We start from the raw sequence: 22,223 nt of genomic DNA, 5'->3' as shown, positions 1-22,223 counted from the left end.
GGATCGTCAGGCCGTTGTGCCTGGCCGCAAGAAGCCGTTCTAGAAGCCGGCGGGTCTCCACAGACCCGCGGCCAGTCCGACCACCACCACGGCGCCGGCCCAGACATTGGACTTGAACAGGGCCAGCGCGCCCTGGGGGTCGTCGAGCCGCAGGGCCGCCGCCTGGCGTGACAGCATCAGGCCGAAGACCGCCAGGGCCGGCAGCATCAGGGGGCCGAGCCCGCCCAGCCAGCCCGCCGCCAGGATCAGGGTGAAGCTGAGGGCGTAGAAGATGACGACCCCGCGCGTGGTGTGCTCGCCCAGGGCGCGGGCCGAGGATTTGACGCCGGCCAGGGCGTCGTCCTCGAGGTCCTGGACGGCGTAGATGGTGTCGTAGCCAAGGGTCCAGAAGATCAGGCCGACGTAGAGGACGACCGCAGGCCAGGCCTCGAGGGGACGGGGCTCCGGCTCCCCGGCCAGGCCGATGAGGCTGAGCAGGGTCGGGCCGCCGAGGGCGGCGGCGAAGCCGAGCGGGGCGCCCCAGTTGAAGGTCAGGCCCAGCCAGGCCTGCGGCCACCAGGTGATCCGCTTCATGAAGGGATAGGCGGCGACCAGGCCGAGCGAAGCGACGCCGAGGCCCACCGCCCAGAGGTTCATGGTCAGCAGGATGAGAAGGCTGACCAGGCTGCAGCCGATCAGGAAGGCCCAGGCCTGCCTCACCGTGATCTGGCCGGCCGGGATCGGCCGCATGGCGGTGCGGGCGACCTGGGCGTCGAAGTCGCGGTCGACGATGTCGTTGAAGGCGCAGCCGGCGGCCCGCATCAGGGCCGCGCCGATGAAGAACTGGATCAGCAGAACGGGGTCGGGCCAGCGCAGCTGCATGGCGCCGGCCAGGGCGATGCCCATCCAGCCGGGCAGCATGAGGAGCCAGATGCCGGCCGGCCGATCGAAGCGGCCGAGCTTGAGCCACGGGCGAAGCCTAGGCGGCGCGTGGCGGTCGACCCAGTTGGTCGGGACGGCGTCTGGCAGGACGTGAGTCATCGGGGGGTTATCGCCGGTTCGAGGCCGCTGTCCAACGGTTGGCGACAAACGGCCTGTCTGTCGAAGCGGACCCATTATATCAGGAAGCCCGGCTGGGGGTGAAAAAGTTACGTAAGAATTTCAAGGCCATAGGTCCAATCGAAGACCCATCCGCTGTCCGCCAGGGGGTGGCTTTCGACCCCTCGGGGCGCCGCCCTGGACCCTCCGGAAACCACCCTCGGACGGCGGGGTGGGCCAGGGGCGGGAGCGATCCGGCATTCGCCCGCCAGACCGGATTTGAATTTGGGGTACGGCGCGGGTCGGCCTACCGCTTCAGCCCATCCATCAGCACATCGACAAGCCGCCGGGCGCTGTCGGCCCAGCCGGGTTCGCCGGCGCCGAAGCTGAAGCCGCTGAGCAGGCGCTTGATGTCGGCGGGCTGGATGTCGGGGCGGATGTCGCCGGCGTCGCGGGCGGCGGCGACCAGCTGGTCGAGGGCGGTGACGATCAGCTGGCCGGAGACGGCGTAGAGGTCGTCCTTGGGGCCCGACAGTGCGGCGACGATCAGCTTCTTGGCCGCCATGTAATCGACCAGCAGATGCATCCACTGGCGCAGGGCCTCGCCGGGCCGATGCTGCGCCAGCAGGGCGGGGACGGTCCCGGCCAGGGCCTCGACCTCGCGCCGGTAAACGGCGCCGACCAGGGCGTCGCGGGTCGGGAAGTGGCGGTAGAGGGTGCCGATGCCGACCTCGGCCCGGCGGGCGATCTCGTCGAGGCTGACGTCCGGCCCGGTCTCGCCGAAGCCGGCGCGGGCGGCCTCCAGCAAGCGCTCGCGGTTACGCTGGCTGTCGGCGCGCGGTTTGCGGGCGGATTGAACGGACACGAAAAGCAGGCCTTGATAAACGGAGGATGCCTCCGTATATGAAGCGGAGACTTCCTCCGTTTTAACGGCGCGGCCATCGGTTGGCAATGCGCGGAGGGGTCGGGAGAGCAGATCATGAGCAAGACCTTTGGAGCGACCTCCACCACCGATGAGGTGCTGGACGGCGTTGATCTTTCCGGCAAGCGCATCCTGGTGACCGGCGTCTCGGCCGGTCTGGGCGTCGAGACCGCCCGCGCCCTGGCCGCCCGCGGCGCCGCCGTGGTCGGCGCGGCGCGCGATCTGAAGAAGGCTGAAGGCGCCACCCAGGTGGTCCGCGAGCAGGCCGCCAACGGCGGCTCGCTGGAGCTGATCGAACTGGACCTGGCTTCGCTGAAGAGCGTGCGCGCCGCCGCAGACAGGCTGCTGGCTGACGGGCGTCAGTTCGACGTGGTGATCAACAACGCCGGGGTCATGGCCTGTCCCAAGAGCACCACCGCCGACGGCTTCGAAACCCAGTTCGGCACCAACCACCTGGGCCACTTCGTGTTCGCCAACCGCATCGCCTCGCTGATCAAGCCGGGCGGCCGTCTGGTCAGCCTGGCTTCGTCGGGTCACCGGTTCTCGGACGTCGATCTCGAGGACCCGAACTTCGAGACAACCGAGTACACCCCGTTCGGCGCCTATGGCCGCAGCAAGACGGCCAATGTCCTGTTCGCCGTCGAGTTCGACCGCCGCCACAAGGACCGCGGGGTGCGCGCCATCGCCGTGCACCCAGGCGGCATCATGACCGAGCTCGGCCGCCACATGACCGACGAGATGCGGGCCGCGATGCTGGCCCAGGTCAACGCCAACCAACCGGCCGGCCAGAGCTTCCAGTGGAAGAGCATCCCGCAGGGCGCGGCGACGTCGGTCTGGGCCGGCATCGTCGCCGATGTGAACGAGGTCGGCGGCCTCTACTGCGAGGACTGCCACCTGGCCCACAACGAAGAGAGCCCGACTGCGCGGAGCGGGGTGCGGGCGTATGCCATCGACCCCGCCAACGCCAAGGCGCTGTGGGAGATGAGCGAGGAGATGGTCGGGGAGACCTTCTAGAGGCGCAGAGGCGGAAGAGTCAGCTCTCCCCCCGCGAAGTGGGGGGAGGACAGATTTCGAGCCTTGGCGAGAAATCAGGAGGCGGGCCCCACCGGCGGTGGGGAGGTTCCTCCTGAAGCGGGGTTGCCCCCCTCCTGCTTTGTCGCATCCGCTCCAAAGCGGTCCTCCCCCCGCTCGCGGGGGGAGAGCTTGATTGGTGGCGCCGCTCCGCATCTGAGGCCTGTCGCCTTCATGCCGCGTGGCCACTATTTCGCCCCTCGCCCCTCCCGCCGAACGCCGGTCTGGCCTATGTCGGGCCTCCTATGACCGAGCACTACGAAGACGAGGACGCCAGCCGGGGACGGACGCTGTCCAACGGCCAGGTCCTGGCCTTCATCGCCCGCCTCTGGCTGCGGCGGCCCTGGCTGCTGACCGGGGCGGTGGGGCTGATGCTGGTGGCGGTAATCTTCGACCTGATGCTGCCGAGCGCCGCCAAGGCGCTGATCGATGCGGTGTCCTCGCCGGTGAAGGATGCGGACCGGGCCTGGGGGGCCTGGGGGCTGTTCGTCGGGGTCTATGTGGCGTTCGTGGTGACGCGGAACATCGGCTTCCGCTTCTGGAACCCGCTGGCGGCGCGCAACATGCGCGAGCTGACCGACGAGGCGTTCCAGAAGGTCCAGAGCTTCAGCTCGGACTGGCATGCTGACAACTTCGCGGGCGCGACGGTGCGCAAGGTCAGCCGGGCGATGTGGGGATACGACTCGGTATCGGACGCGGTGATCCTGTGGCTGGGGCCGGCGCTGCTGGTGCTGGCCGGGCTGTGCATCCAGATGGCGTTCCGCTGGCCGCTCGTGGGTCTGCTGGCCGGGGTGGTGGTGGCCGGGTTCATCTGGGCCAACCTGTGGCTGGTGAAGGTCTATGTGCGGCCGACCAACCTCAAGTCCATCGCCCTGGACAGCCGGATCGGCGGGGCGCTGGCCGACGCCATCGGCTCCAACCCGACGGTGAAGACCTTCGGCGCCGAACGGCGCGAGGAGGCCAGGTTCGGCGAGCTGACCAACACCTGGCACATCGCGGTCCAGAAGACCTGGGGCCGGTTCATGGACGTCTGGGTGGTCCAGAACATCCTGACGGTGATGCTGCAGGCCGGCAGCACCGGCATCCTTGTGCACATGTGGCTGCAGGGGCGGGCGACGGCCGGGGACCTTGGGTTCGCCATCACCGCCTTCATGTTGATGAGCGGCTATCTGCGCAACATCGGCGAGAACGTGCGGATGCTGCAGAAGGGCCTCGACGACGCCGAGGACGTGGCCGCCTATTACCGGATGCCGCCGCAGGTGGCTGACCGGGACGGCGCGCCGGACTTTGTCCCGGGGGCGGGCGAGATCGTCTTCGAGGGCGCGACCTTCCAGTACAAGAGCGCCGAGGCGCCGCTGTATGACGGATTCTCGGTGCGGATCGCGCCGGGAGAAAAGGTGGCCCTGGTCGGACCGACGGGAGCCGGCAAGTCGACCTTCGTCAAGCTGGTGCAGCGGCTGTACGACCTGCAGGGCGGGCGGATCCTGATCGACGGCCAGGACGTGGCGGCGGTGACCCAGGGCTCGCTGCGCCGGGCGATCGCCCTGGTGCCGCAGGACCCGGCCCTGTTCCATCGGACCATCGCCGAGAACATCGGCTATGCCCGCCCCGGCGCGACGGCGGAGGAGATCCGGCTGGCGGCGACGCGGGCGCGGGCTCACGACTTCATCGAGCGGTTGCCGAACGGGTATCAGACCCTGGTCGGGGAGCGGGGGGTGAAGCTGTCGGGCGGCGAGCGTCAGCGGGTGGCGATTGCGCGGGCGTTTCTCGCCGATGCGCCGATCCTGGTGTTCGACGAGGCGACCTCCAGCCTCGACGTCGAAACCGAGCGCGAGGTGCAGGCGGCGATGGAAGAGCTGATGGCCGGGCGGACGACGATCGTGATCGCGCACCGGCTGAGCACCATCCGTGGGGCGGATCGGATTCTGGTGTTCGAGAACGGGCGGGTGGTCGAAGAAGGCACGCACGGGACGCTGAAGGCGAAGAAGGGGATGTATGCGCGGTTGGCGGCCTTGGCCGAGGGGACGGCGTAGGTCTCCTTCCCTCCCCATTCGGGGAGGGAGGTTAGAGGGCGTCTTCGAGCGCCGGCGCCAAATCGCCCTTGCCGACGACTTCGACCCGCTCCAGGCCCAGCCATCCCGCCATCAGCTTCAGCTCCGTCGCCAGCGCCGCCGCCGTCTCGCCCGTCGCGTCAGCCTCGCGCCAGGCCGCCTGGACCAGCAGCGTCCCGGCCTTGCGGTCGCTCTTCAGGTCGACCCTTGCGGTGATCGCCTCACCCTCCAGGAACGGAAGCACGTAGTAGCCGTGCTCGCGCTTGTGGGCCGGGGTGTAGATCTCCAGCCGGATGCGGACGCCGAAGATGCACTCGGTGCGCTCGCGGAACCAGATCAGGTTGTCGAACGGCGAGAGCAGGGCGCGGGCGTGGATACGGCGGGGTATCTTGGTCTCGGGCCAGAGCCAGGCCGGTTTGCCCCAGCCCTTCACCGTCGCCGGGATCAGTTCGCCGGCCTCGACCAGTTCGGCGATGCGCTGCCTGGTGTCGGCCACCCCCAGCCGGAAGTAGTCGCGCAGGTCGGTCTCGGTGGCGACGCCCATGGCCCGGGCGCTGATCCGGATCAGTTCGCGCTGGGCGTCCTCTTCGCTGGGTGTCGGGGCAGCGACCACGGCGCGGGGCAGGGTGCGTTCGGTGAGGTCGTAAACGCGTTCGAAGCTGCGCCGGGTCTTCGTCGTGATCTGGCCGGTCCAGAACAGCCATTCCAGCGCCCGCTTGCCCTCGGACCACGACCACCAGCCGGGGGCGCCGCGCGGGCCGGTGGCGAAGTCGCCGCCGGTGACGGGGCCTCGGCGTTCGATCTCTTCGAGGATGCCGTCGATGTAGTCGCGGCGCTCGCGGGCGAAGCGGGCGATGCCCTTCCAGATGCCGTCGCCGGCCTCGGCCCGGGCCATGCGCCAGCGGAACAGGGGCTGGTTGGCGACCGGCATCAGCGAGGCCTCGTGGCCCCAGTATTCAAACAGGCTGGGCTTCTTGCCCCAGGCCTCGGTTTCCAGCGTGTCGCGGGCGTAGTCGCCGAGGCGGGAGAACTTGGGCAGGTAGTGGGTGCGGGTGACGACGTTGACGCTGTCGATCTGCACGACGCCCAGGCGGTTCACCGTCTTGATGAAGTGGCGGCGCGAGGGCTGCTCCGGGCGCGGCTCGGCGAAGCCCTGCGCGGCCAGGGCGATGCGCCGGGCCTGAGCGGCCGTGAGGGTGACGCCGGTGTTCATGAAATGTTTCGTGCCATGATTCTCTGGGGATGGGCATTGACCACATTCCGTCATCCCGGAAAGCGCGCAGCGCTTATCCGGGACCCAGGGGCTGCAGCGCACCGGCCGAACAGCTGCGTTTGATAGCGAGATCGCGCACCGCCTGGGTCCCGGATAGCCCGCTTCGCGGTCTTCCGGGATGACGGGAGGGGGGTATGTCAGGCGTGATCGAGCACGGGTTTGGGTTGGTAGGGCTTTTCGAGCGCCTTGATCTCATCCGCCGTCAGGGTGAGATCGAGCGCCGCCAACGCCTCCGACAGGTGATGCAGCTTGCTGGCGCCGACGATGGGGGCGGTGATGGCGTCGTTGCGCAGGACCCAGGCCAGGGCGACCTGGGTGTTGGAGACGCCGCGGGCCCTGGCGATCTCCTCGACCGCAGCCACGACGGCGTGGTCGGCGTCGCGGTAGTAGAGGCGGGGGCTGAATTCGTCGGTGCGGGCCCGCTCGGTATTGCCCTCGCCGACCTTGCCGCGGCCACCGGCCAGGAAGCCGCGCGCCAGCGGCGACCAGGGGATGACGCCGACGCCTTCCGCCTTGCAGAGGGGCAGCATCTCGCGCTCCTCCTCGCGGTAGACCAGGTTGTACTGCGGCTGCATGGAGACGAACTTCGTCCAGCCGTGCTTTTCGCTCGTGGCCAGCATCTTGCCGAACTGCCAGGCGAACATCGAGCTGGCCCCGATGTAGCGGGCCTTGCCGGCCTTCACCACGTCATGCAGCGCCTCGAGGGTTTCCTCGATCGGGGTGGCCGGGTCGAAGCGGTGGATCTGGTAGAGGTCGATGTAGTCGGTGCCGAGGTTCTTCAGGGAGCGGTCGACCGCCTCGAAGATGTGCTTGCGCGACAGGCCGCCGGCGTTGGGGCCGGGGCCGTGTGGGAAGAAGACCTTGGTCGCGATCACCGTGTCGCTGCGGCGGGAGAATTCGCGCAGCCATTTGCCGGTGATCTGTTCGCTGACGCCGTTCGAGTACATGTCGGCGGTGTCGAAGAAGTTGATGCCGCCCTCGATGGCGGCCTTGAAGAAGGGTTCGGCGGCGGCCTCGTCCAGCACCCATGGACGCCAATCGGGCGAACCGTACGTCATACAGCCGAGACAAAGCCGTGAGACCTTGAGTCCGGTGTTTCCGAGGCGGACGTAGTCCATGGCGTTCCCTCCTGGCTGACACCTCCTAACTGGAGGGGCGAGATGAGTTTGGCAACGGACAGCGTGGCGCTGGCGGGTCGTGACCTGGAGAATGACCTGCAGGCGTTTCATCTGGTCCGCTATGCCGGGGCCGTCGACGGGTTTCTGGCCACGGCCAAGAACAGCGGCACCCACTGGCTGCGGTTCATGGCCAGCCACGCCATCGCCCATCGCCTGAACCTGGCCCCGCCCGAAACCTCCAGCGGGCCGGGCAGCGACGCCTTTATCGGCCATCCCAAGCATGATCGGGTCCACGCGAGGGCGCCGCGTATCGGCAGCTCGCACAACATTCCCTCGCGGCTGATCACCGTGGCGGCGGAGGCGGGGATGCTCGACCTGCCGCCGACGGTGGTTCTGGTCCGCGATCCGCGCGATGCCCTGGCCAGCTACTATGTGAAGTGGGCGGAGGCCTATGATCTCGGGACCTTCTCGCAGTTCCTGCGCCGCCCGGCGCCGGGCCGGAAGAAGGTCGATGATGTCTGGTGGTTCGTGCGGTTCTTCAACCGTTGGGGCGCCCTGGCGGCGGCCCTGCCGGACCGGGTGCTGGTGTTGAAGCACGAGGAGCTGAAGGCCGATCCCGGCGCCGGGGTGCGGCGGCTGTGGGCCCATTTCGGCGTGCGGCTGGACAGCGCCGACGTGGCCGCCGCCGTGGCGGTGTCGAGCAAACAGGCCATCGCCGAAAAGCTGGACCCGGCTTATGGCGAGGCCATCGTGCCGAGCGAGGCGAGACGGGCGGTGGTCTGGACCGACGAGGACCGGGCCTGGCTGTCAGGACTGCTGCGCGGGCATCTGCGCCACGGCTTCGGCTACCTGGATCACTAGCGCTCCAGCCGCCCGTCCGTCAGGGCCTTGGCTGTGAACCTGAACAGGACGTCCTTGTCAGGCCTGGCCACCCCCTTGCGCAGTTCGGGCGGGGCCAGCTCGTGCAGCAGGTGGCGCATGATCGCCAGCCGGGCCGGCTTCTTCCTGTCGCCGCGCACGATGGTCCAGGGGGCGTGCTTGCTGTGGGTTTTGCTCAGCATCAGGTCGCGGGCGCCGGAATAGGCGTCCCAGCGCACTTGCGCCTCGGCGTCCAGCGGGCTGGTCTTGAGCAGCTTCAGGGGATCGGTGCGGCGTTCCTCGAGCCGCTCGGCCTGCTCGGTCTTGGAGATGTCGAGCCAGAACTTGATCAGCTTCACCCCGCTGTCGGTGAGCATGTCCTCGAAGGGCACGACCTCGCGCAGGAATTCGTCGCGCTGCTTCTCGGTGCAGAAGCCCATCACCGGCTCGACCCCGCCGCGGTTGTACCAGGAGCGGTTGAACAGCACGAGGTCGCCGGCCGCCGGCAGGTGGGGGGTGTAGCGCTGGAAGTACCACTGCGACTTTTCGCGGTCGGACGGCTTGGGCAGGGCGACGACCGGGGTGGTGCGCGGCGGCAGGTATTCGACAATGCGGCGGATGGAGCCGTCCTTGCCGGCGGCGTCGCGGCCTTCGAAGATGACCAGCACCTTCTCTTCGGACTCCAGCGACCATTTGCGCCAGCCGACGATGGCTGTCTGCAGGGCGATCAGGTCTTCGTCGTAGGTATCGGCGTCTTTTCCCATGCCACAGGCTAAACACGGACGGGTTCTGCGCGCTAGAAGGCGGGCATGATCCGTCTGTTCGTATCCGCCGACCTGAAGGCCGGGGCCGCCGTCGCCCCGGGCATGGAAGCGTCCCGCTATCTGATCGCCGTGATGCGCCTGACCATCGGGTCGGAGGTGCTGCTGTTCAACGGCCGCGATGGAGAGTGGCGGGCCACGGTTGTTGATCCGGACAAGCGGCGGTGCCGGCTGACCGTCGGCTCGCGGGTGCGGGCGCAGGAGACGGGTCCGGACCTGACCCTGATCATGGCGCTGGTGAAGCGCGGGCCGCTGGAGACGGTGATCGAGAAGGCGGCGGAGCTGGGGGCGGCGCGGGTGCAGCTGGTCCAGACGCGGCGGACCAACGCCGACAAGGCCAATATCGACCGCCTGCAGGCCATCGCCGTCGAGGCGGCCGAGCAGACGGGGCGGCTGGACGTGCCGGAGATCCTGCCGCCGGTGAAGCTGTCGAAGCTGCTCGACGGCTGGGACGGCCGGCGGCTGATGTTCTGCGACGAGACCGGCGGGGCGCCGGTGCTGGAGGCGCTAAAGGGCGCGGAAGCCGGGCCGTGGGCCATCCTGATCGGGCCGGAGGGCGGCTTCGATCCGGAGGAGGCCGAGCGCCTGCGGGCCATGGACGGCGCCAGCGTGGTGTCCCTGGGCCCGCGCATCCTGAGGGCGGACACCGCCGCCATCAGCGCCATGACCCTGTGGCAGGCGGCGCTGGGGGACTGGTCCTAGGGCTTGGCGGCGATGTCCGCGTCGGCGGCCTTGACGGCATAGGCCAGCAGACGTTCGAACTGCTCCCGGCTCAGCCGCATGTTGGAGGGCGCGTTGCCGCCGCCAAGCAGTTGGCCTGCCCGCGCGCCCGTCAGGTAGCGCCCGCCGCCGGGCAGGCAGCGGACGGCCGCGTTCAGATCGAAATAGTCATCGGTGGTGAAGGTGTCGGCCGCCTCACCCGGCTGGGCGCCGTAGCGCTCCATCAGGGACTGAATGGCGCCGAACTGGGGATGGCTGGGCTTGATGTCCTTGTAGGCCGACACGCTGGTCGTCTGGGAGGGGCCGTCGAGATCGCAGTGGCCCGGCGCGAACAGCACCGCCATTAGCCGATCCTGGCGGGCCGGATCGGAGCCGTGCCGATCGGCCAGGCCGTCGAAGGCGTCGTTGATCTTGGCAACCGCCTCTCCGCGCCGGATCAGCGCCGGGTTGCGGGGCGGCGGCGCGGAAGGCTGCGCGGCCAGGAGAAGCGACGTCAGGGTGAGGGCGATGATCATGCCGGCGAGGCTAGGGCGCCCGGCGGGAATTGGGCAACAAGCGGTTTGCAACAGCTCGGCGTGATCTTGCGAACGACGTGATTGTCTCCCACCTCCTGAACAGCGTAAAGATCGCCGCCGGTTGGGGAAGGGCCTCCCCCGCCATCGGATTTGAATAGCCTGGGGAGGCATACATGGCGGATGCAGCGACGGACGATCGTCCGCTGACGCTCGAAGACCTGACGGGCTATTTCGCGAACGGTTCGAAGCCGAAGAGCGAATGGCGCGTGGGCGCCGAGCACGAGAAGTTCGGCTTCAACCTCGCCGATAACTCGACCGTGCCCTACTACGGCGAGCGCGGCATCGAGGCCCTGCTGAAGGGCTTGATGCGGTTCGGCTGGACGCCGGTGCTGGAAGACCGCGCCGACGGCGGCCAGACCATCATCGGCCTGGAGCGCAACGGGGCCAACGTCAGCCTGGAGCCGGGCGGCCAGTTCGAGCTCTCCGGCGCGCCGCTGAAGACGATGCACGACATCTGTTCGGAGACCGGCCAGCACCTGGAAGAGGTGAAGACCGTCGCCGACGAACTGGGCCTGGGGTTCCTGGGGCTGGGCTTCCATCCGACCATCCGCCGCGACCAGGCGGAGATCATGCCCAAGGGCCGCTATGTGATCATGCGGCGCTACATGCCGCTGGTCGGCAACCTCGGCCTCGACATGATGCTGCGCACCTGCACGGTGCAGGCCAACCTCGATTTTTCGAGCGAGGCCGACATGGTGGCGAAGTTCCGCACCTCGCTGGCCCTGCAGCCGATTGCCACGGCCCTGTTCGCAAACAGCCCGTTCACGGAGGGCAGGCCGAACGGGTTCCTGTCGTCGCGGGCCAACGTCTGGACCGACACCGATCCGGACCGCACGGGCCTCTTGAACTTCGTCTTCGAGGACGGGTTCGGGTTCGAGACCTACGCCCGTTATGCGCTGAAGGTCCCGATGTACTTTGCCAAGCGCAAGGGTCTGTACATCGACCTGGCCGGGCAATCGTTCGAGAAATTCATCGACGGCAAGCTGGACGACATGCCCGGCCAGCGGGCGACGATGAAGGACTGGGCCGACCACACCACCACCATCTTCCCGGAGGTGCGGCTCAAGTCCTATCTGGAGATGCGCGGCGCCGACGCCGGGCCGTGGAGCCGGCTTTGTGCGTTGCCGGCCCTGTGGACGGGCATCTTCTACGACGACGCGGCGCTCGCCGCCGCCTGGGACCTCTGCAAGGACTGGACGGCCGAAGACCGCGAGGGCCTGCGCCGGGATGTGCCGCGGCTTGGCCTCAAGGCCCAGGTGGCCGGGCGCTCGGCGCGGGACGTGGCGGTCGACATGGTCGCCATCGCCCGTCAGGGGCTGAAGAACCGCGCCGAGCTCGATGGCGGGTTCATCGACGAGACGACCTACCTCGGCGAACTGGAAGCCATCGCCGACAGCGGCCTGACCCCCGCTGACCGCCTGCTGGAGCAGTTCCACGGCGAATGGAAGGGCGACATCAACCGCGTCTTCTCGGACTGCGCCTACTAACTGAGTGGATCGATGTCCGCGTAAGGCGGATCGTGCGGCGGCACCTTCAGCGGAGGTTGCGTCCCGGCGGCGTCCATCTCGATGTCCACATGCTGCGGATAGAAGGCGATGTGGTCCTTGATGACGCCGGCGCCGTCGATCGGGTCTTCATAGGACCAGGCGGCGTTGTCGATCACCTTGGCGTCCCGATAGATGGTGAAGTAGCTGGCGTCGCCCTTGTGGGGACAGTGGGTCGAATGATCGGTGCGGCGCAGGGCCAGCATCTCGACATCCTCGCGCGGGAAATAGACGACCGGCGCATAGGCGCCCTCGTTGAGCACCAGGGCATTGGCCGAATCGGCGATCTCGTGGCCCTCGAACAGGGCGCGGACCCTCCCCCCGGCGGCGGCGATCTTCAGGTAGGGCTCGGTCATCGGGACGGCTCCTTGTGGCTACGGCAGGGTGAACGCTTCAGATGGGAAGCCGGCTCCCCGGACGCCATCCCGTCGAACGCCGTACGGTAAACCGTTGCTTGTGAAACAATCGCCCGCGTGATTTTCTCCCGGCAAATCGGGGAGGTTGGGGTGGAATCCGTTTCCGGGCCTCCCTCGAAGCCACACAGGGTCATTGAATGAACAGTATCGTCATCATGCTGGGGATCCTCGTGACCCTGGCGACCGGCATTCCGGTCTTTCTCCAGCTGCGAAAACACCCCAAGGGGCTGTTCATCCTGTTTTTCGCGGAGATGTGGGAGCGCTTCTCCTACTACGGGATGCGCGCCATCCTGATCTTCTACCTGACCCAGCACTTCCTGTTCGAGCGCAAGTTCTCGACGGGGCTGTATGGCTCCTACACCAGCCTGGTTTACCTGCTGCCGCTGATCGGCGGCATGCTGGCCGACCGCTACCTCGGCACCCGCAAGGCCGTCGCTTTCGGCGCCCTGCTGCTGGTCGCCGGTCACGGCATGATGGCCGTGGAAGGCAAGCCCGCTCAGGAATTGCTGGTCTATCAGGGGGCCAAGTACGAGTTCGTTGTCGATGGCCGCGGCGATGACCGCGACGTTCGACTGCAGGTTGGCGACAACAAGTACGAGTTTGGTCCCGCCGCCGACGGCGGCCTGGCCATCGAGGGCCTGCCGGCCGACGCGCCGCTGCCGGCCACCCTGACCAAGGGCAGCTTCACCAAGGAAGTCATCAACCGCGACTCCACCTATGTGAACATCTTCTACCTGGCGCTTTCGCTGATCATCATGGGGGTCGGCTTCCTCAAGCCGAACATCTCGACCATCGTCGGTCAGCTGTATCCGCAGGGCGATCCCCGGCGCGATCCAGGCTTCACCCTCTACTACTACGGGATCAACCTCGGCGCCTTCTGGGCGGCCATCCTCTGCGGCTACCTCGGCGCCAACTACGGCTGGGGCTGGGGCTTCGGCCTGGCGGGGATCGGCATGCTGGCGGGCTACATCGCCTTCGTGCTCGGCAAGCCCTGGCTGGAAGGCAAGGGCGAGCCGCCGGTTCCCGAGCGTCTGACCCGGTCCATCCTCGGTCCGTTGAACGTCGAGGGGCTGATCTACCTGGGCGGCATCCTCGGTGTCGGCGTGGTCTGGTTCATGGTCCAGCGCAACGCCCTGGTCGGCACGGTCCTGCTGATCAGCACCATCCTGTCGCTGCTCTACATCGCCTTCTTCATGGTCACCCAGTGCAACGGCACGGAGCGCAAGCGGATGGGCATGGCCCTGGTGCTGATCTTCGGGGCGGTGGTGTTCTTCACCCTGTTCGAACAGGCCGGCACCTCGCTGGCGCTGTTCGCCGAGAGCAACGTCGACCTGTCGCTGATCTCCAGCCCGGTCACCTTCGAGCTGCTGGGCAAGACCGTCTTCATGGGCACCCGCGAGATGGTCATGGCCCCCGGCGTTCCGGCGGACGTGGTCTGGATCGACATGGGGCTGAACGCGTCGCAGACGGCCTCCTTCAACTCCGGCTTCATCCTGATCTTCGCGCCGGTGTTCGCGGCCATGTGGCTGTGGCTGGGCAAGCATAACCGCGACCCCAACCCGGTCATGAAGTTCGGCCTCGGGATCATCCAGGTGGGCCTCGGCTTCCTGGTCGTGGTCTGGGCCGGCGGCATGGTGGATGCGGCCTTCCGCATGCCGCTGATCATGCTCGGCCTGCTCTATCTGCTGCACACCACCGGCGAGCTCTTCCTGTCGCCGGTCGGTCTGTCGGAGATCACCAAGCTTTCTGTGGCCAAGGTCGTCAGCTTCATGATGGCCGTCTGGTTCCTGTCCAGCTCGATCGCGCAGCTGGTCGGCGGCTGGATCGCCGGTCTCATCGAGACCGACACCGCGGGCGGCAAGGTGCTGGACCCCAAGGCGGCGCTCGACGCCTCCCTGGAAGTCTTCGACAAGCTGGGCTGGGGCGGCGTCATCATCGGCGTCCTGTTCATCGTCATCAGCTTCTTCATCAAGCATTGGGGGGCGGGCGTGAACGACGCGTCCGGCCACCATCCCGAACAGGCGCTCGACGCTGATCGCCAGGCGGGCCCGGATCGCAACCCGGCCTAAGGCCGGAGCGACCCACGACGGACAAGGGCCCCGGAGAAATCCGGGGCCCTTTTTCCATGGTTGGCTACCAACTGGCCGGGTTCGCTGAGGGGAAGGAGAAGGGGGAGCGGCGCCCTGTCCAGCGGGACTGAAGGCTCTTGGTCTGGCGGGGGACTACCGCCTGGGCGCGACCGGCCTTCGAAGGACAGGGCGCCGCTCCCCTAGTCGCCGGCGTCACCGGGGCTTGGTGACGCCTGGCGCAGTTGGCTCAGAACGTCTTGCGGATCCGCATGTAGAAGAACGACGGGTAGTCCAGCGGACGCACCTCGCTGTAGCGGACAGCGCCGGTGTCGCGCGGGGCGTCGTAGAGCTGGCGGCTGAACTTCAGGTCGCGGCCGGCCAGGTTGTGGGCCTCGAAGCGGATGGCCAGGTCCGGATAGGGCTTGTACTCGGCGTACAGGGTGACCCAGGTCTCCAGCTCCAGCTGGTCGGTGCGGTCGAAGCGGTAGTAGCGCTCCTCGAAGGCGCCGAAGACGTCGACTCCCCACTGGGTCTTGTACTTGGCCAGATCCTGCGAGAAGCGGATCTCCCATTCGAAGGGCGCCTGGCCGCTGATGCGGCGCTTCTCGCCGGTGGTCGGATCGGTGACCTCCGACTTGCTCCATTCGAGATTGGCGCGCAGCAGGCCGCCGGGGACGCCCAGCTTGCCGAGCGGCAGGGTCAGGGCGATTTCCAGCTCGTCGTTGGTGCCGTCGCCGATGTTGCCGGGGGCGTCGAAGTTGCAGCTGAGGTCACTGGTGTCGGGCACACCGGCGACCAGCGGGCAGGCGGTGATGTCGGTGACCCGGATTCGGTCGGTGGCGTCGGTGATTTCCTCGTGGGTCAGCTTCACCGTGACCGCGCCGTCCTTCCAGAACTTGCGCTCATAGGCGGCCTCGAAGACCGTGGTCTTGCTGGGCTCCAGATCGGCTCCGCCGGCGGTGACCGTGCCGCCGGTCGACAGCGAGATCGAGCTGGCGAAGTCGCGGAAGTTCAGCTGGCCGACTTCGCGCTCGATGCGCACGCGCACCTGATCACTGGCGGTCGGCGACCAGGTCGCGATCAGCCGGGGCTTGTAGTAGGTGAACTCCTTCGAGAGGGTCGTCGCCCCCGACTGGCTGATCGTCGAGGCCTCGACCTTCAGCCCGCCCTCGACGGCGAACTTGGGGTTCCAGCGCCAGTTGGCGGTCAGGAAGGCCTCGCCGCGCTCCTCTTCCACCCGCACATTGGCCTGCGGCAGGACGACCGGCAGGCCGTTCTCCTCATAGGCGGTCGAGGTGTCGAGGAAGTTGAAGGCCCCCTCGGCGCCGCCCTCGACGATGAGGTTGGGCGAGAAGGTGTAGCGCAGGGCGCCGCGCACGATGCTCTCGCCTCGCTCGGCCTCTTCGCTGAACAGGGCGCTGTCGGTCCCGTCGTCGAAGCGCGAGGAGAACTCGACCTCGCTGCCGGTCTGCAGGGCGGTGACCTCGAAGCGGGCCTTGCCGAAGTCGCCCTCCCAGCTGCCGCCGAACTCGGCGTCGACACGCTCGTTGCGGTCCTTGACCACGAACAGGCGGCTGGTGCGCGGGTTGTCGAAGGCGTTGAGCGACCAGTTGTAGGTGTCGGGGTGGTAGCGGGCGTTGACGGCGACGCGGCCGCCGAACAGCGGGCTCTTCCAGCCGGCCTTCAGGTCATAGCCATGGCCGGTGCCGGTTTCGTCCCAGGCGGTGCGGGTGACCAGGCCGGCCGAATCGACACTGCGCTGGACGCCTTCGCCGGCCCCGTCGTCGATGCCGACGTAGACCAGGTTGGACCAGTTGAAGGTGCCCGGGCCGACCGGAGCGCTGCCCTCGAAGCGGAAGGCCGGCTGGGTGCGGCCGTCCTGGTGGATGGCGTTGGCCACGGCCAGCAGCCAGCTGCCGCCACGGTTCTTCTTCAGAATGACGTTGGCGATGACGGTCTTGCCCTGCATGTCGATGCCGGGGGCGCCGCCGCGGATGATGTCGATGCGCTCGACGTCCTTGGCCTGGATGCGGCGCAGGGAGTCTTCTAGGCCCTCGGACTTCGACGCGTTGCGCTGGCCGTCGACCAGCACGTTGCCGGCCGCGCCGCCGTAACCGCGCACCTGGTCGCCGCCGTCGAAGGCGAAGCCGGGGATGCGGACGATCATGTCCATGGCCGAGTTGGGCGAGGCTTCGGCGAAGAAGCTGGCCGGGTAGGGGGTGACACCCTGGTTGGCGACAGGGGTGGCGGCGGCCGGCGCCGCTTCCTGGGACAGCATGATCGCCGGCGCCGGGGCAGCCGTGGCGATGACTTCAGGTGACGCGGCCGCCAGCAAGGCGATAAACGGGCTCATACAGGTTCTCCCCCTTCAGAGCCCCCCGGCCCGTCAGGTGGCGGCAACCTGCCTGCGCCCCGTGGCGGGGGCACGTTACAAGCCTGAAATGTAGATTAAATCTGTGAAATGTTGCCGGTGATCAGGTGGGGAAGGGCAGCGCCGCGCACTGACGATGCGTCAAAGGCGCCGGTCGATCTATTCCACTATCTCGCCAAGTCCCAGTCGGCGAAGGCTCAGCTGTTCTCTAGGAACAATTTCGACGCTCCCATCGAAGGCGATTTTTCCAGGCGCCTCTCCCTTCGTAATGACATAAGCGGCGTTTGTTCTGCGAACTTCATTTGAAGCCCCGGTTTGATAGTGAACGCAGACGAGAAGCATGAGGCTGAATTCCGGTCCGTGCCTCTTTATGGACTGTATGTCGTCCCAGCTCGCGAGTGGGAGTTGCTCCATCAGCCGCACGGTTTCGCCGGGAAAGACTGCTTGTCCGCGGTGCGCCTCTGGCGGGTCGACATCACACTCGGCTGGCACAGAACCTGCGGGCCGAGTTCTTTTTCCCTGTGGGCCCATAAGAATTGGGTAAAGGTGCGACTTGACCCACGCAGCACGAACCGGAAGGTTACCGACGTTCGTCACCTGAATTTCAAAGACACCCTGTGCGCCTCTGTTTGGAATGACCCCGAAGTCTATTATTGGAGTAGTCTCGACACGAAGCCACCCGCGTTGTTGAGCAACGGCATTATCGAGTTGTTCTCGCGTCATTGCGGTTTGATAGGCCGTTATGGCCATGGAGGCGCAGACCACGAATGCGCCGATGATCGTAGCTACAAGAGTGATCCAATCAAACGCATCACGGCGGCTTGGCTCACGGTCGGCATCGCCGCAGCTTGCTCGCCCCGCCCGAAAGTGGCCAGGCCTAAATGGCTTCCGGCTTGGCCTATTCACCCGCACCCCCGTCAAGGCTGCTGGAAGGTGCCAGCACAACCCCGCCGGGATTATACAGCCGTCCCGCCGACCGTCAGCCCCGTGATCTTCAGGCTGGGCTGACCCACACCCACCGGCACGCCCTGGCCCGCCTTGCCGCAGACGCCGATGCCGGGATCCAGCGAGAAGTCGTTGCCGATCATGGTCACCCGCGTGAGCGCGCTCGGACCGTCGCCGATCAGGGTGGCGCCCTTGACCGGGTGGGTGATGCGGCCGTCTTCGATGAGGTAGGCCTCGGTGCACTGGAAGACGAACTTGCCGTTGGTGATGTCGACCTGGCCGCCGCCGAGCGAGGCGCAGTAAAGGCCGCGCTTGGTCGAGGCGATCATCTCTTCCAGCGTGTGCGACCCACCCAGCATGACGGTGTTGGTCATCCGGGGCATGGGCATGTGGGCGTAGGACTGGCGCCGGGCGTTGCCGGTCGGGGTCAGGTCCATCAGCCGGGCCGACTGGCGGTCGTGCATGTAGCCGGTGAGGATGCCGTCCTCGATCAGCACGGTGCGCTCGGTCGGGGTGCCCTCGTCATCGACGGTCAGACTGCCGCGGCGGCCGGGCAGGGTGCCGTCATCGACGACGGTGACGCCCGGCGCGGCGACGCGCTCGCCGACGCGGCCGGAGAAGGCGCTGATGCCCTTGCGGTTGAAGTCGCCTTCCAGGCCGTGGCCGACCGCCTCGTGCAGAAGCACGCCGTTCCAGCCCGGGCCAAGGACCACGTCCATCTCGCCGGCCGGGCAGTCGATGGCTTCCAGATTGACCAGGGCCTGGCGCAGGGCCTCGTCGACCTGGCCCTGCCAGCTCTCCGGAGTGATCCAGGTCTCGAAGCCGGCGCGGCCGCCGGCCCCCGAGGTGCCGGTCTCGCGGCGGCCGTCCTTCTCGACGACGATCTGGACGTTGACGCGGCTCAGCGGCCGCACGTCGCGCACGAGGCGGCCATCGGCCCGCAGGATCTCGACGACGCGGCGCTCGCCGGCCATCGAGGCGGTGACCTGGACGATGCGCGAATCGCGGGCCCGGGCGAAGGCGTCGATCTCCTGGAGCAGGGCGACCTTCTCCGAGAAGCCGGGGGAAGCGACCGGGTTGTCCTCGCCGTAGAGGCGGATGTTGGTGCTGCGCGGGCCCTCGGCGGCGACGCCGCTGTAGCCGCGCTTGGCCAGCTTGGCCGAATCGGCGGCGCGGCCGAAGGCGGCCTCGCTGATCTCGCTGGCGTGGGCGTAGCCGGCCGTCTCGCCGGCCACGACCCGCAGGCCGAAGCCTTCGCCCGAATCGTACGACGCGGTCTTCAGCCGGCCGTCGTCGAACAGGAAGGCCTCGCTCTCGCTGTGCTCGAGGAACAGCTCGCCATCGTCGGCGTCATGCAGCGCGTCGGCGAGGATGGAACGGGCGCGATCGGTCTCGACACCGGCGGCGTCAAGAAGGGAGGGGGCAAGGGCGGGGAGGCTCATCCCCTGAACGTAAGGAGGGACGGGGCGTTCGTCACCCCGTCCCTCCAAACTGTGTGACGAATGGTGGCGATCATTGCCCGTCTTCGTCCTCGCCCGGCGTCACGGTGCGCCCGCCGACATAGACATCGCCGCTGCCGGCCACATCCTGTTCGAGCTTCACCGGGGTGCGGCTCAGGGTGACGTCGCCGCTGCCCGAGACCTTGATGACCGCCGCGTCGGTGGCGTCGGCGTTGATGTCGCCGCTGCCGGCGATGGTCAGCGAGGCGGTCCTGGCCTGCAGATAGCGCAGGTCGACGTCGCCGGAGCCGCGGACATCGACGGTCAGCTGGTCGGTGGCGCCGCGTCCATCCACGTCACCGCTGCCGGCGATGTTGATGGCCAGAGCCGGCTGCTTGTAGTCCTTCAGGGTCACGTCGCCCGAGCCGTTGATGGTGACCTTGCTGACCTTCGGCGCGGTGACGACGATCTTCAGGCCCCGGTCGTCGTGCCAGACGATGTGACGTTCACGCCGGGCCCCGTCCTGCCAGAAGATGCGGCCGCCTTCGACGCGGACCCTGTCGACGTCGCGCTGCAGGCCGGTGACGACCACGCCGGGCTTGTCGCCTTCGACCAGGGTGACATCGGCCGCCAGATCGACGGTCAGTTCATCGGTCCCCGTCCATTCGAAGGTCTTGTCGACCTTCGGGGTGTCGGGGCCGACGTAGTCGTCGCCCTGTTCGATGCGTTCGAGAACGGCCGGGATGACGAACCCGTCGCGGACGATTTCCGGACCGCCCAGGGCGATGACCGAGGTGAGGCAGACAACGAAGGTCAGGAACCCCGCGCCGGCGATGATGGCAAGTGTGCGGATCATGGCTGTTGCTCCCCTTAGGCCTGATCGATGGCCGGCTTCAGCAGCCGGAAGTGCAGCCTGGCGTACCAGACCAGGAAGTTCACCAGGCCGACGCCGGCCATGATGGTCAGGGCGCCGATGCAGGTGGAGGCGCCGACGAGGCCGAGGCCGGCCAGGAAGGCGATGCCCGCGCCGCCGGCGTAGCCGACGATCGGCCCGCCGATCATCACGACCCCGCCCATGATGAAGGCCATGATCACGACCATGGCGATCGAGAAGAAGACGCTGATGATGCTGAACAGGATCGGCGCGAGGATGAGAATGTCGATGGCGCCGAGGCCGAGAAGGGCGAGGATCGCCCCGGTCGCATTGCGCGGGCTCTTCTTGTCTTCCCAGGCCTTCAGCCCGTACTCGGCGCGCAGTTCGCGGGCCAGGCGGTCGGGATCGCCGAGCGCGGCGGCCGCTTCCTCTTCACTGCGGCCCGCCGCCGCGGCGTCGGTGAAGTGGGCCTCGTAGTCGGCGGTGATCTCTGTCTGCGCGTTCAGGCTGAGCGCGCTCAGGCCGCGTCGCAGCCTGGCCATGAATTCAGCTCTGGTCATTGCCCCTCTCCCAGAATGATGTTGTTCACCGCCGTGGAGAAGGACGACCAGTCGGCCTTCTGCTGGGTGAAGCTGGCGCGGCCGGCTTCGGTCAGGCGGTAGTATTTGCGCGGCGGACCGGCCGGTGATTCCACCAGGTAGGTCTCCACCAGGCCGTCGCCCTGCAGCCGGCGCATCAGGGGGTAGATGGTGCCTTCCCCCATATCGATGGCCGAGGCCAGGCGGCTGGCGATGTCATAGGCGTAGCCGTCCGCCTTGCTGAGCAATGCCAGCACGCAGAGGGCCAGGACGCCCTTCTTCAGTTGTGGTTCGATGATGTCTGGCACGGCGTTCCCCGTCCTTGTTGATGGCTCCCTTGTATCGACCAGTAGTGTGCGTGGCAAGGTACCTATTATTACATCTTAGTAAGGTGGATTTGAGGGATGATTGCGAGCGTCTCGCAACTAGGCTCGAACCTCCCCCGAACGCTTGCCGAAAGCCGTGGCAACGCCTATGCACCGGCCCGATAATTGGCGAATGGGCGGGTGCTTTAGGCTGGCGTGCGGGATGCAGGCCGGGCTATGCGCTTTCCCAGTCAGAAAAGACGGTCGATGGATTCTGTCGGCCCCAACGGACGTGAGGCTTATGAAGGCGAAGGTTAAGGGGATGCGTTGGCTCGCGACGGCCCTCGGGGCCGGGCTGACCAGCGTTTTGATGGCGGCGCCCGCTCTGGCCGTGGATTTGATGGGGCAACCCACCGACGGGGCTCTGGGCCTGCAGCCGGCGGCTTCGCCGCTGAAGCACCACGCCCATTTCTTCCACGACGTGATCCTGTTGCCAGTGATCATCGCGATCAGCCTGTTCGTGCTGGGCCTGCTGCTGTGGATCGCCGTCCGCTACAACGCCAAGGCCAACCCGGTCCCGGCCAAGTTCAGCCACAACACCCTGCTCGAGATCGTCTGGACCCTGGTGCCGGTGCTGATCCTGATGGTCATCGCCATCTTCAGCTTCCGCCTGCTGTTCGAGTACCACGACACCCCGAAGGTCGACCTCACGGTCAAGGCCACCGGCTACCAGTGGTACTGGGGCTATGAGTACCCCGACCAGGAGATCGGTGAGATCACCTCGACCATGATGGCCGAGGAAGACGTCGCCAAGGCCGGCCTGCCGGCCAGCCTGTACCGCCTGAAGGCCTCGGAGCCGCTGGTCGTGCCGGTGAACAAGGTCGTCCGCGTCCAGGTCACCGCCGTCGATGTCATCCACGCCTTCGCCCTGCCGGCCTTTGGTCTGAAGACCGACGCCGTCCCGGGTCGCCTGAACGAAACCTGGTTCAAGGCCGAGAAGGAAGGCACCTACTACGGCCAGTGCTCGGAGCTGTGCGGCGTTGATCACGCCTTCATGCCCATCGAGATCAAGGTCGTGTCTCAGGCTGACTTCGACGCCTGGGTTGCTTCCAAGAAGGCTCCGCCGGCGCCCGCGGCCACTCCGGCCGCCGGTGCGCCCGCCGCCGGCGCGGCTCCTGCCGCGACCCCCACCGCTACTCCGGCTGCCGCCGCGCCCGCTCCGGCGCCGGCTGCCAAGCTCTGATCGCAGGTACCGA

The 22,223-nt window shown here is 67.5% G+C and carries 19 protein-coding genes; 7 read left to right on the top strand and 12 right to left on the bottom strand.

The window, feature by feature from the left end:
• Positions 1 to 39: 39 nt before the first annotated feature.
• Together ubiA and AC2YG9_RS03000 are read right to left on the bottom strand one after the other, a co-directional pair.
• Positions 40 to 1,020 (bottom strand): 4-hydroxybenzoate octaprenyltransferase, encoded by a 981-nt coding sequence (gene ubiA / locus AC2YG9_RS03005; RefSeq protein WP_487296434.1) that lies wholly within the window; start codon positions 1,018 to 1,020, stop codon positions 40 to 42.
• 304 nt (positions 1,021 to 1,324) lie between these two features.
• A complete protein-coding gene (locus AC2YG9_RS03000) occupies positions 1,325 to 1,882 on the bottom strand; it encodes a TetR/AcrR family transcriptional regulator (protein WP_487296433.1) in 558 nt (185 codons plus the stop codon).
• A 114-nt stretch (positions 1,883 to 1,996) separates the two neighbouring features.
• Between AC2YG9_RS03000 and AC2YG9_RS02995 the strand changes: the two genes are divergently transcribed.
• Entirely contained in the window at positions 1,997 to 2,953 is a 957-nt protein-coding gene (locus tag AC2YG9_RS02995; protein WP_487296432.1) for an SDR family NAD(P)-dependent oxidoreductase, read from the top strand.
• A 302-nt stretch (positions 2,954 to 3,255) separates the two neighbouring features.
• Positions 3,256 to 5,043, top strand: a complete 1,788-nt coding sequence (locus AC2YG9_RS02990; RefSeq protein ID WP_487296431.1) for an ABC transporter ATP-binding protein — start codon at positions 3,256 to 3,258, stop codon at positions 5,041 to 5,043.
• A gap of 31 nt (positions 5,044 to 5,074) precedes the next feature.
• Here the strand turns inward: AC2YG9_RS02990 and AC2YG9_RS02985 are convergent, their stop codons facing one another.
• The gene (locus AC2YG9_RS02985; RefSeq protein ID WP_487296430.1) at positions 5,075 to 6,274 is read right to left on the bottom strand and encodes a winged helix-turn-helix domain-containing protein; all 1,200 of its coding nucleotides are present in this window, start codon (positions 6,272 to 6,274) and stop codon (positions 5,075 to 5,077) included.
• Positions 6,275 to 6,471: 197 nt separating this feature from the next.
• Positions 6,472 to 7,452 carry an aldo/keto reductase gene (locus AC2YG9_RS02980; protein ID WP_487296429.1) on the bottom strand — a complete coding sequence of 327 codons (981 nt, stop codon included), beginning with the start codon at positions 7,450 to 7,452 and terminating at the stop codon, positions 6,472 to 6,474.
• A gap of 42 nt (positions 7,453 to 7,494) precedes the next feature.
• Here AC2YG9_RS02980 and AC2YG9_RS02975 point away from each other — a divergent pair, with 42 nt between their 5' ends.
• The gene (locus AC2YG9_RS02975; protein WP_487296428.1) at positions 7,495 to 8,313 is read left to right on the top strand and encodes a sulfotransferase domain-containing protein; all 819 of its coding nucleotides are present in this window, start codon (positions 7,495 to 7,497) and stop codon (positions 8,311 to 8,313) included.
• Here the strand turns inward: AC2YG9_RS02975 and ppk2 are convergent.
• Positions 8,310 to 9,074, bottom strand: a complete 765-nt coding sequence (gene ppk2 / locus AC2YG9_RS02970) for a polyphosphate kinase 2 (protein WP_487296427.1) — start codon at positions 9,072 to 9,074, stop codon at positions 8,310 to 8,312. The genes AC2YG9_RS02975 and ppk2 overlap by 4 nt on opposite strands.
• A 45-nt stretch (positions 9,075 to 9,119) precedes the next feature.
• Here ppk2 and AC2YG9_RS02965 point away from each other — a divergent pair, with 45 nt between their 5' ends.
• The gene (locus tag AC2YG9_RS02965; RefSeq protein WP_487296426.1) at positions 9,120 to 9,833 is read left to right on the top strand and encodes a 16S rRNA (uracil(1498)-N(3))-methyltransferase; all 714 of its coding nucleotides are present in this window, start codon (positions 9,120 to 9,122) and stop codon (positions 9,831 to 9,833) included.
• Here the strand turns inward: AC2YG9_RS02965 and AC2YG9_RS02960 are convergent.
• A complete protein-coding gene (locus tag AC2YG9_RS02960; RefSeq protein WP_487296425.1) occupies positions 9,830 to 10,366 on the bottom strand; it encodes a hypothetical protein in 537 nt (178 codons plus the stop codon). The genes AC2YG9_RS02965 and AC2YG9_RS02960 overlap by 4 nt on opposite strands.
• A gap of 173 nt (positions 10,367 to 10,539) precedes the next feature.
• Between AC2YG9_RS02960 and AC2YG9_RS02955 the strand changes: the two genes are divergently transcribed.
• Positions 10,540 to 11,913 carry a glutamate--cysteine ligase gene (locus AC2YG9_RS02955; protein WP_487296424.1) on the top strand — a complete coding sequence of 458 codons (1,374 nt, stop codon included), beginning with the start codon at positions 10,540 to 10,542 and terminating at the stop codon, positions 11,911 to 11,913.
• Here AC2YG9_RS02955 and AC2YG9_RS02950 read toward each other — a convergent pair.
• The gene (locus AC2YG9_RS02950) at positions 11,910 to 12,326 is read right to left on the bottom strand and encodes a DUF427 domain-containing protein (protein WP_487296423.1); all 417 of its coding nucleotides are present in this window, start codon (positions 12,324 to 12,326) and stop codon (positions 11,910 to 11,912) included. The two genes, AC2YG9_RS02955 and AC2YG9_RS02950, sit on opposite strands and share 4 nt — an antisense overlap.
• A gap of 197 nt (positions 12,327 to 12,523) precedes the next feature.
• On the opposite strand from AC2YG9_RS02950, the gene AC2YG9_RS02945 reads away from it, so the two are divergent.
• Positions 12,524 to 14,455, top strand: a complete 1,932-nt coding sequence (locus AC2YG9_RS02945) for a peptide MFS transporter (protein WP_487296422.1) — start codon at positions 12,524 to 12,526, stop codon at positions 14,453 to 14,455.
• Positions 14,456 to 14,702: 247 nt separating this feature from the next.
• Here AC2YG9_RS02945 and AC2YG9_RS02940 read toward each other — a convergent pair whose 3' ends face one another.
• From AC2YG9_RS02940 to AC2YG9_RS02920, 5 genes are all read right to left on the bottom strand, one after another.
• Positions 14,703 to 16,808 (bottom strand): TonB-dependent receptor plug domain-containing protein, encoded by a 2,106-nt coding sequence (locus AC2YG9_RS02940; protein ID WP_487296421.1) that lies wholly within the window; start codon positions 16,806 to 16,808, stop codon positions 14,703 to 14,705.
• A 974-nt stretch (positions 16,809 to 17,782) separates the two neighbouring features.
• Positions 17,783 to 19,213, bottom strand: a complete 1,431-nt coding sequence (gene tldD, locus AC2YG9_RS02935) for a metalloprotease TldD (RefSeq protein ID WP_487296420.1) — start codon at positions 19,211 to 19,213, stop codon at positions 17,783 to 17,785.
• A gap of 70 nt (positions 19,214 to 19,283) precedes the next feature.
• Positions 19,284 to 20,066: a GIN domain-containing protein gene (locus tag AC2YG9_RS02930; RefSeq protein ID WP_487296419.1), complete on the bottom strand. Its 783-nt coding sequence runs from the start codon at positions 20,064 to 20,066 to the stop codon at positions 19,284 to 19,286.
• A 14-nt stretch (positions 20,067 to 20,080) separates the two neighbouring features.
• Positions 20,081 to 20,644, bottom strand: a complete 564-nt coding sequence (locus AC2YG9_RS02925; protein ID WP_487296418.1) for a DUF1700 domain-containing protein — start codon at positions 20,642 to 20,644, stop codon at positions 20,081 to 20,083.
• Entirely contained in the window at positions 20,641 to 20,970 is a 330-nt protein-coding gene (locus AC2YG9_RS02920; RefSeq protein ID WP_487296417.1) for a PadR family transcriptional regulator, read from the bottom strand. The genes AC2YG9_RS02925 and AC2YG9_RS02920 overlap by 4 nt, the downstream gene beginning before the upstream one ends.
• Positions 20,971 to 21,289: 319 nt before the next feature.
• Here AC2YG9_RS02920 and coxB point away from each other — a divergent pair, with 319 nt between their 5' ends.
• Positions 21,290 to 22,210: a cytochrome c oxidase subunit II gene (gene coxB / locus AC2YG9_RS02915; RefSeq protein ID WP_487296416.1), complete on the top strand. Its 921-nt coding sequence runs from the start codon at positions 21,290 to 21,292 to the stop codon at positions 22,208 to 22,210.
• The last annotated feature ends 13 nt before the right edge of the window (positions 22,211 to 22,223 follow it).

Source organism: Caulobacter sp. SRI_014, assembly GCF_057586315.1.
The sequence above is the reverse complement of the archived record's forward strand: the minus strand, read 5'-3'. Positions and strand labels throughout refer to the sequence as shown.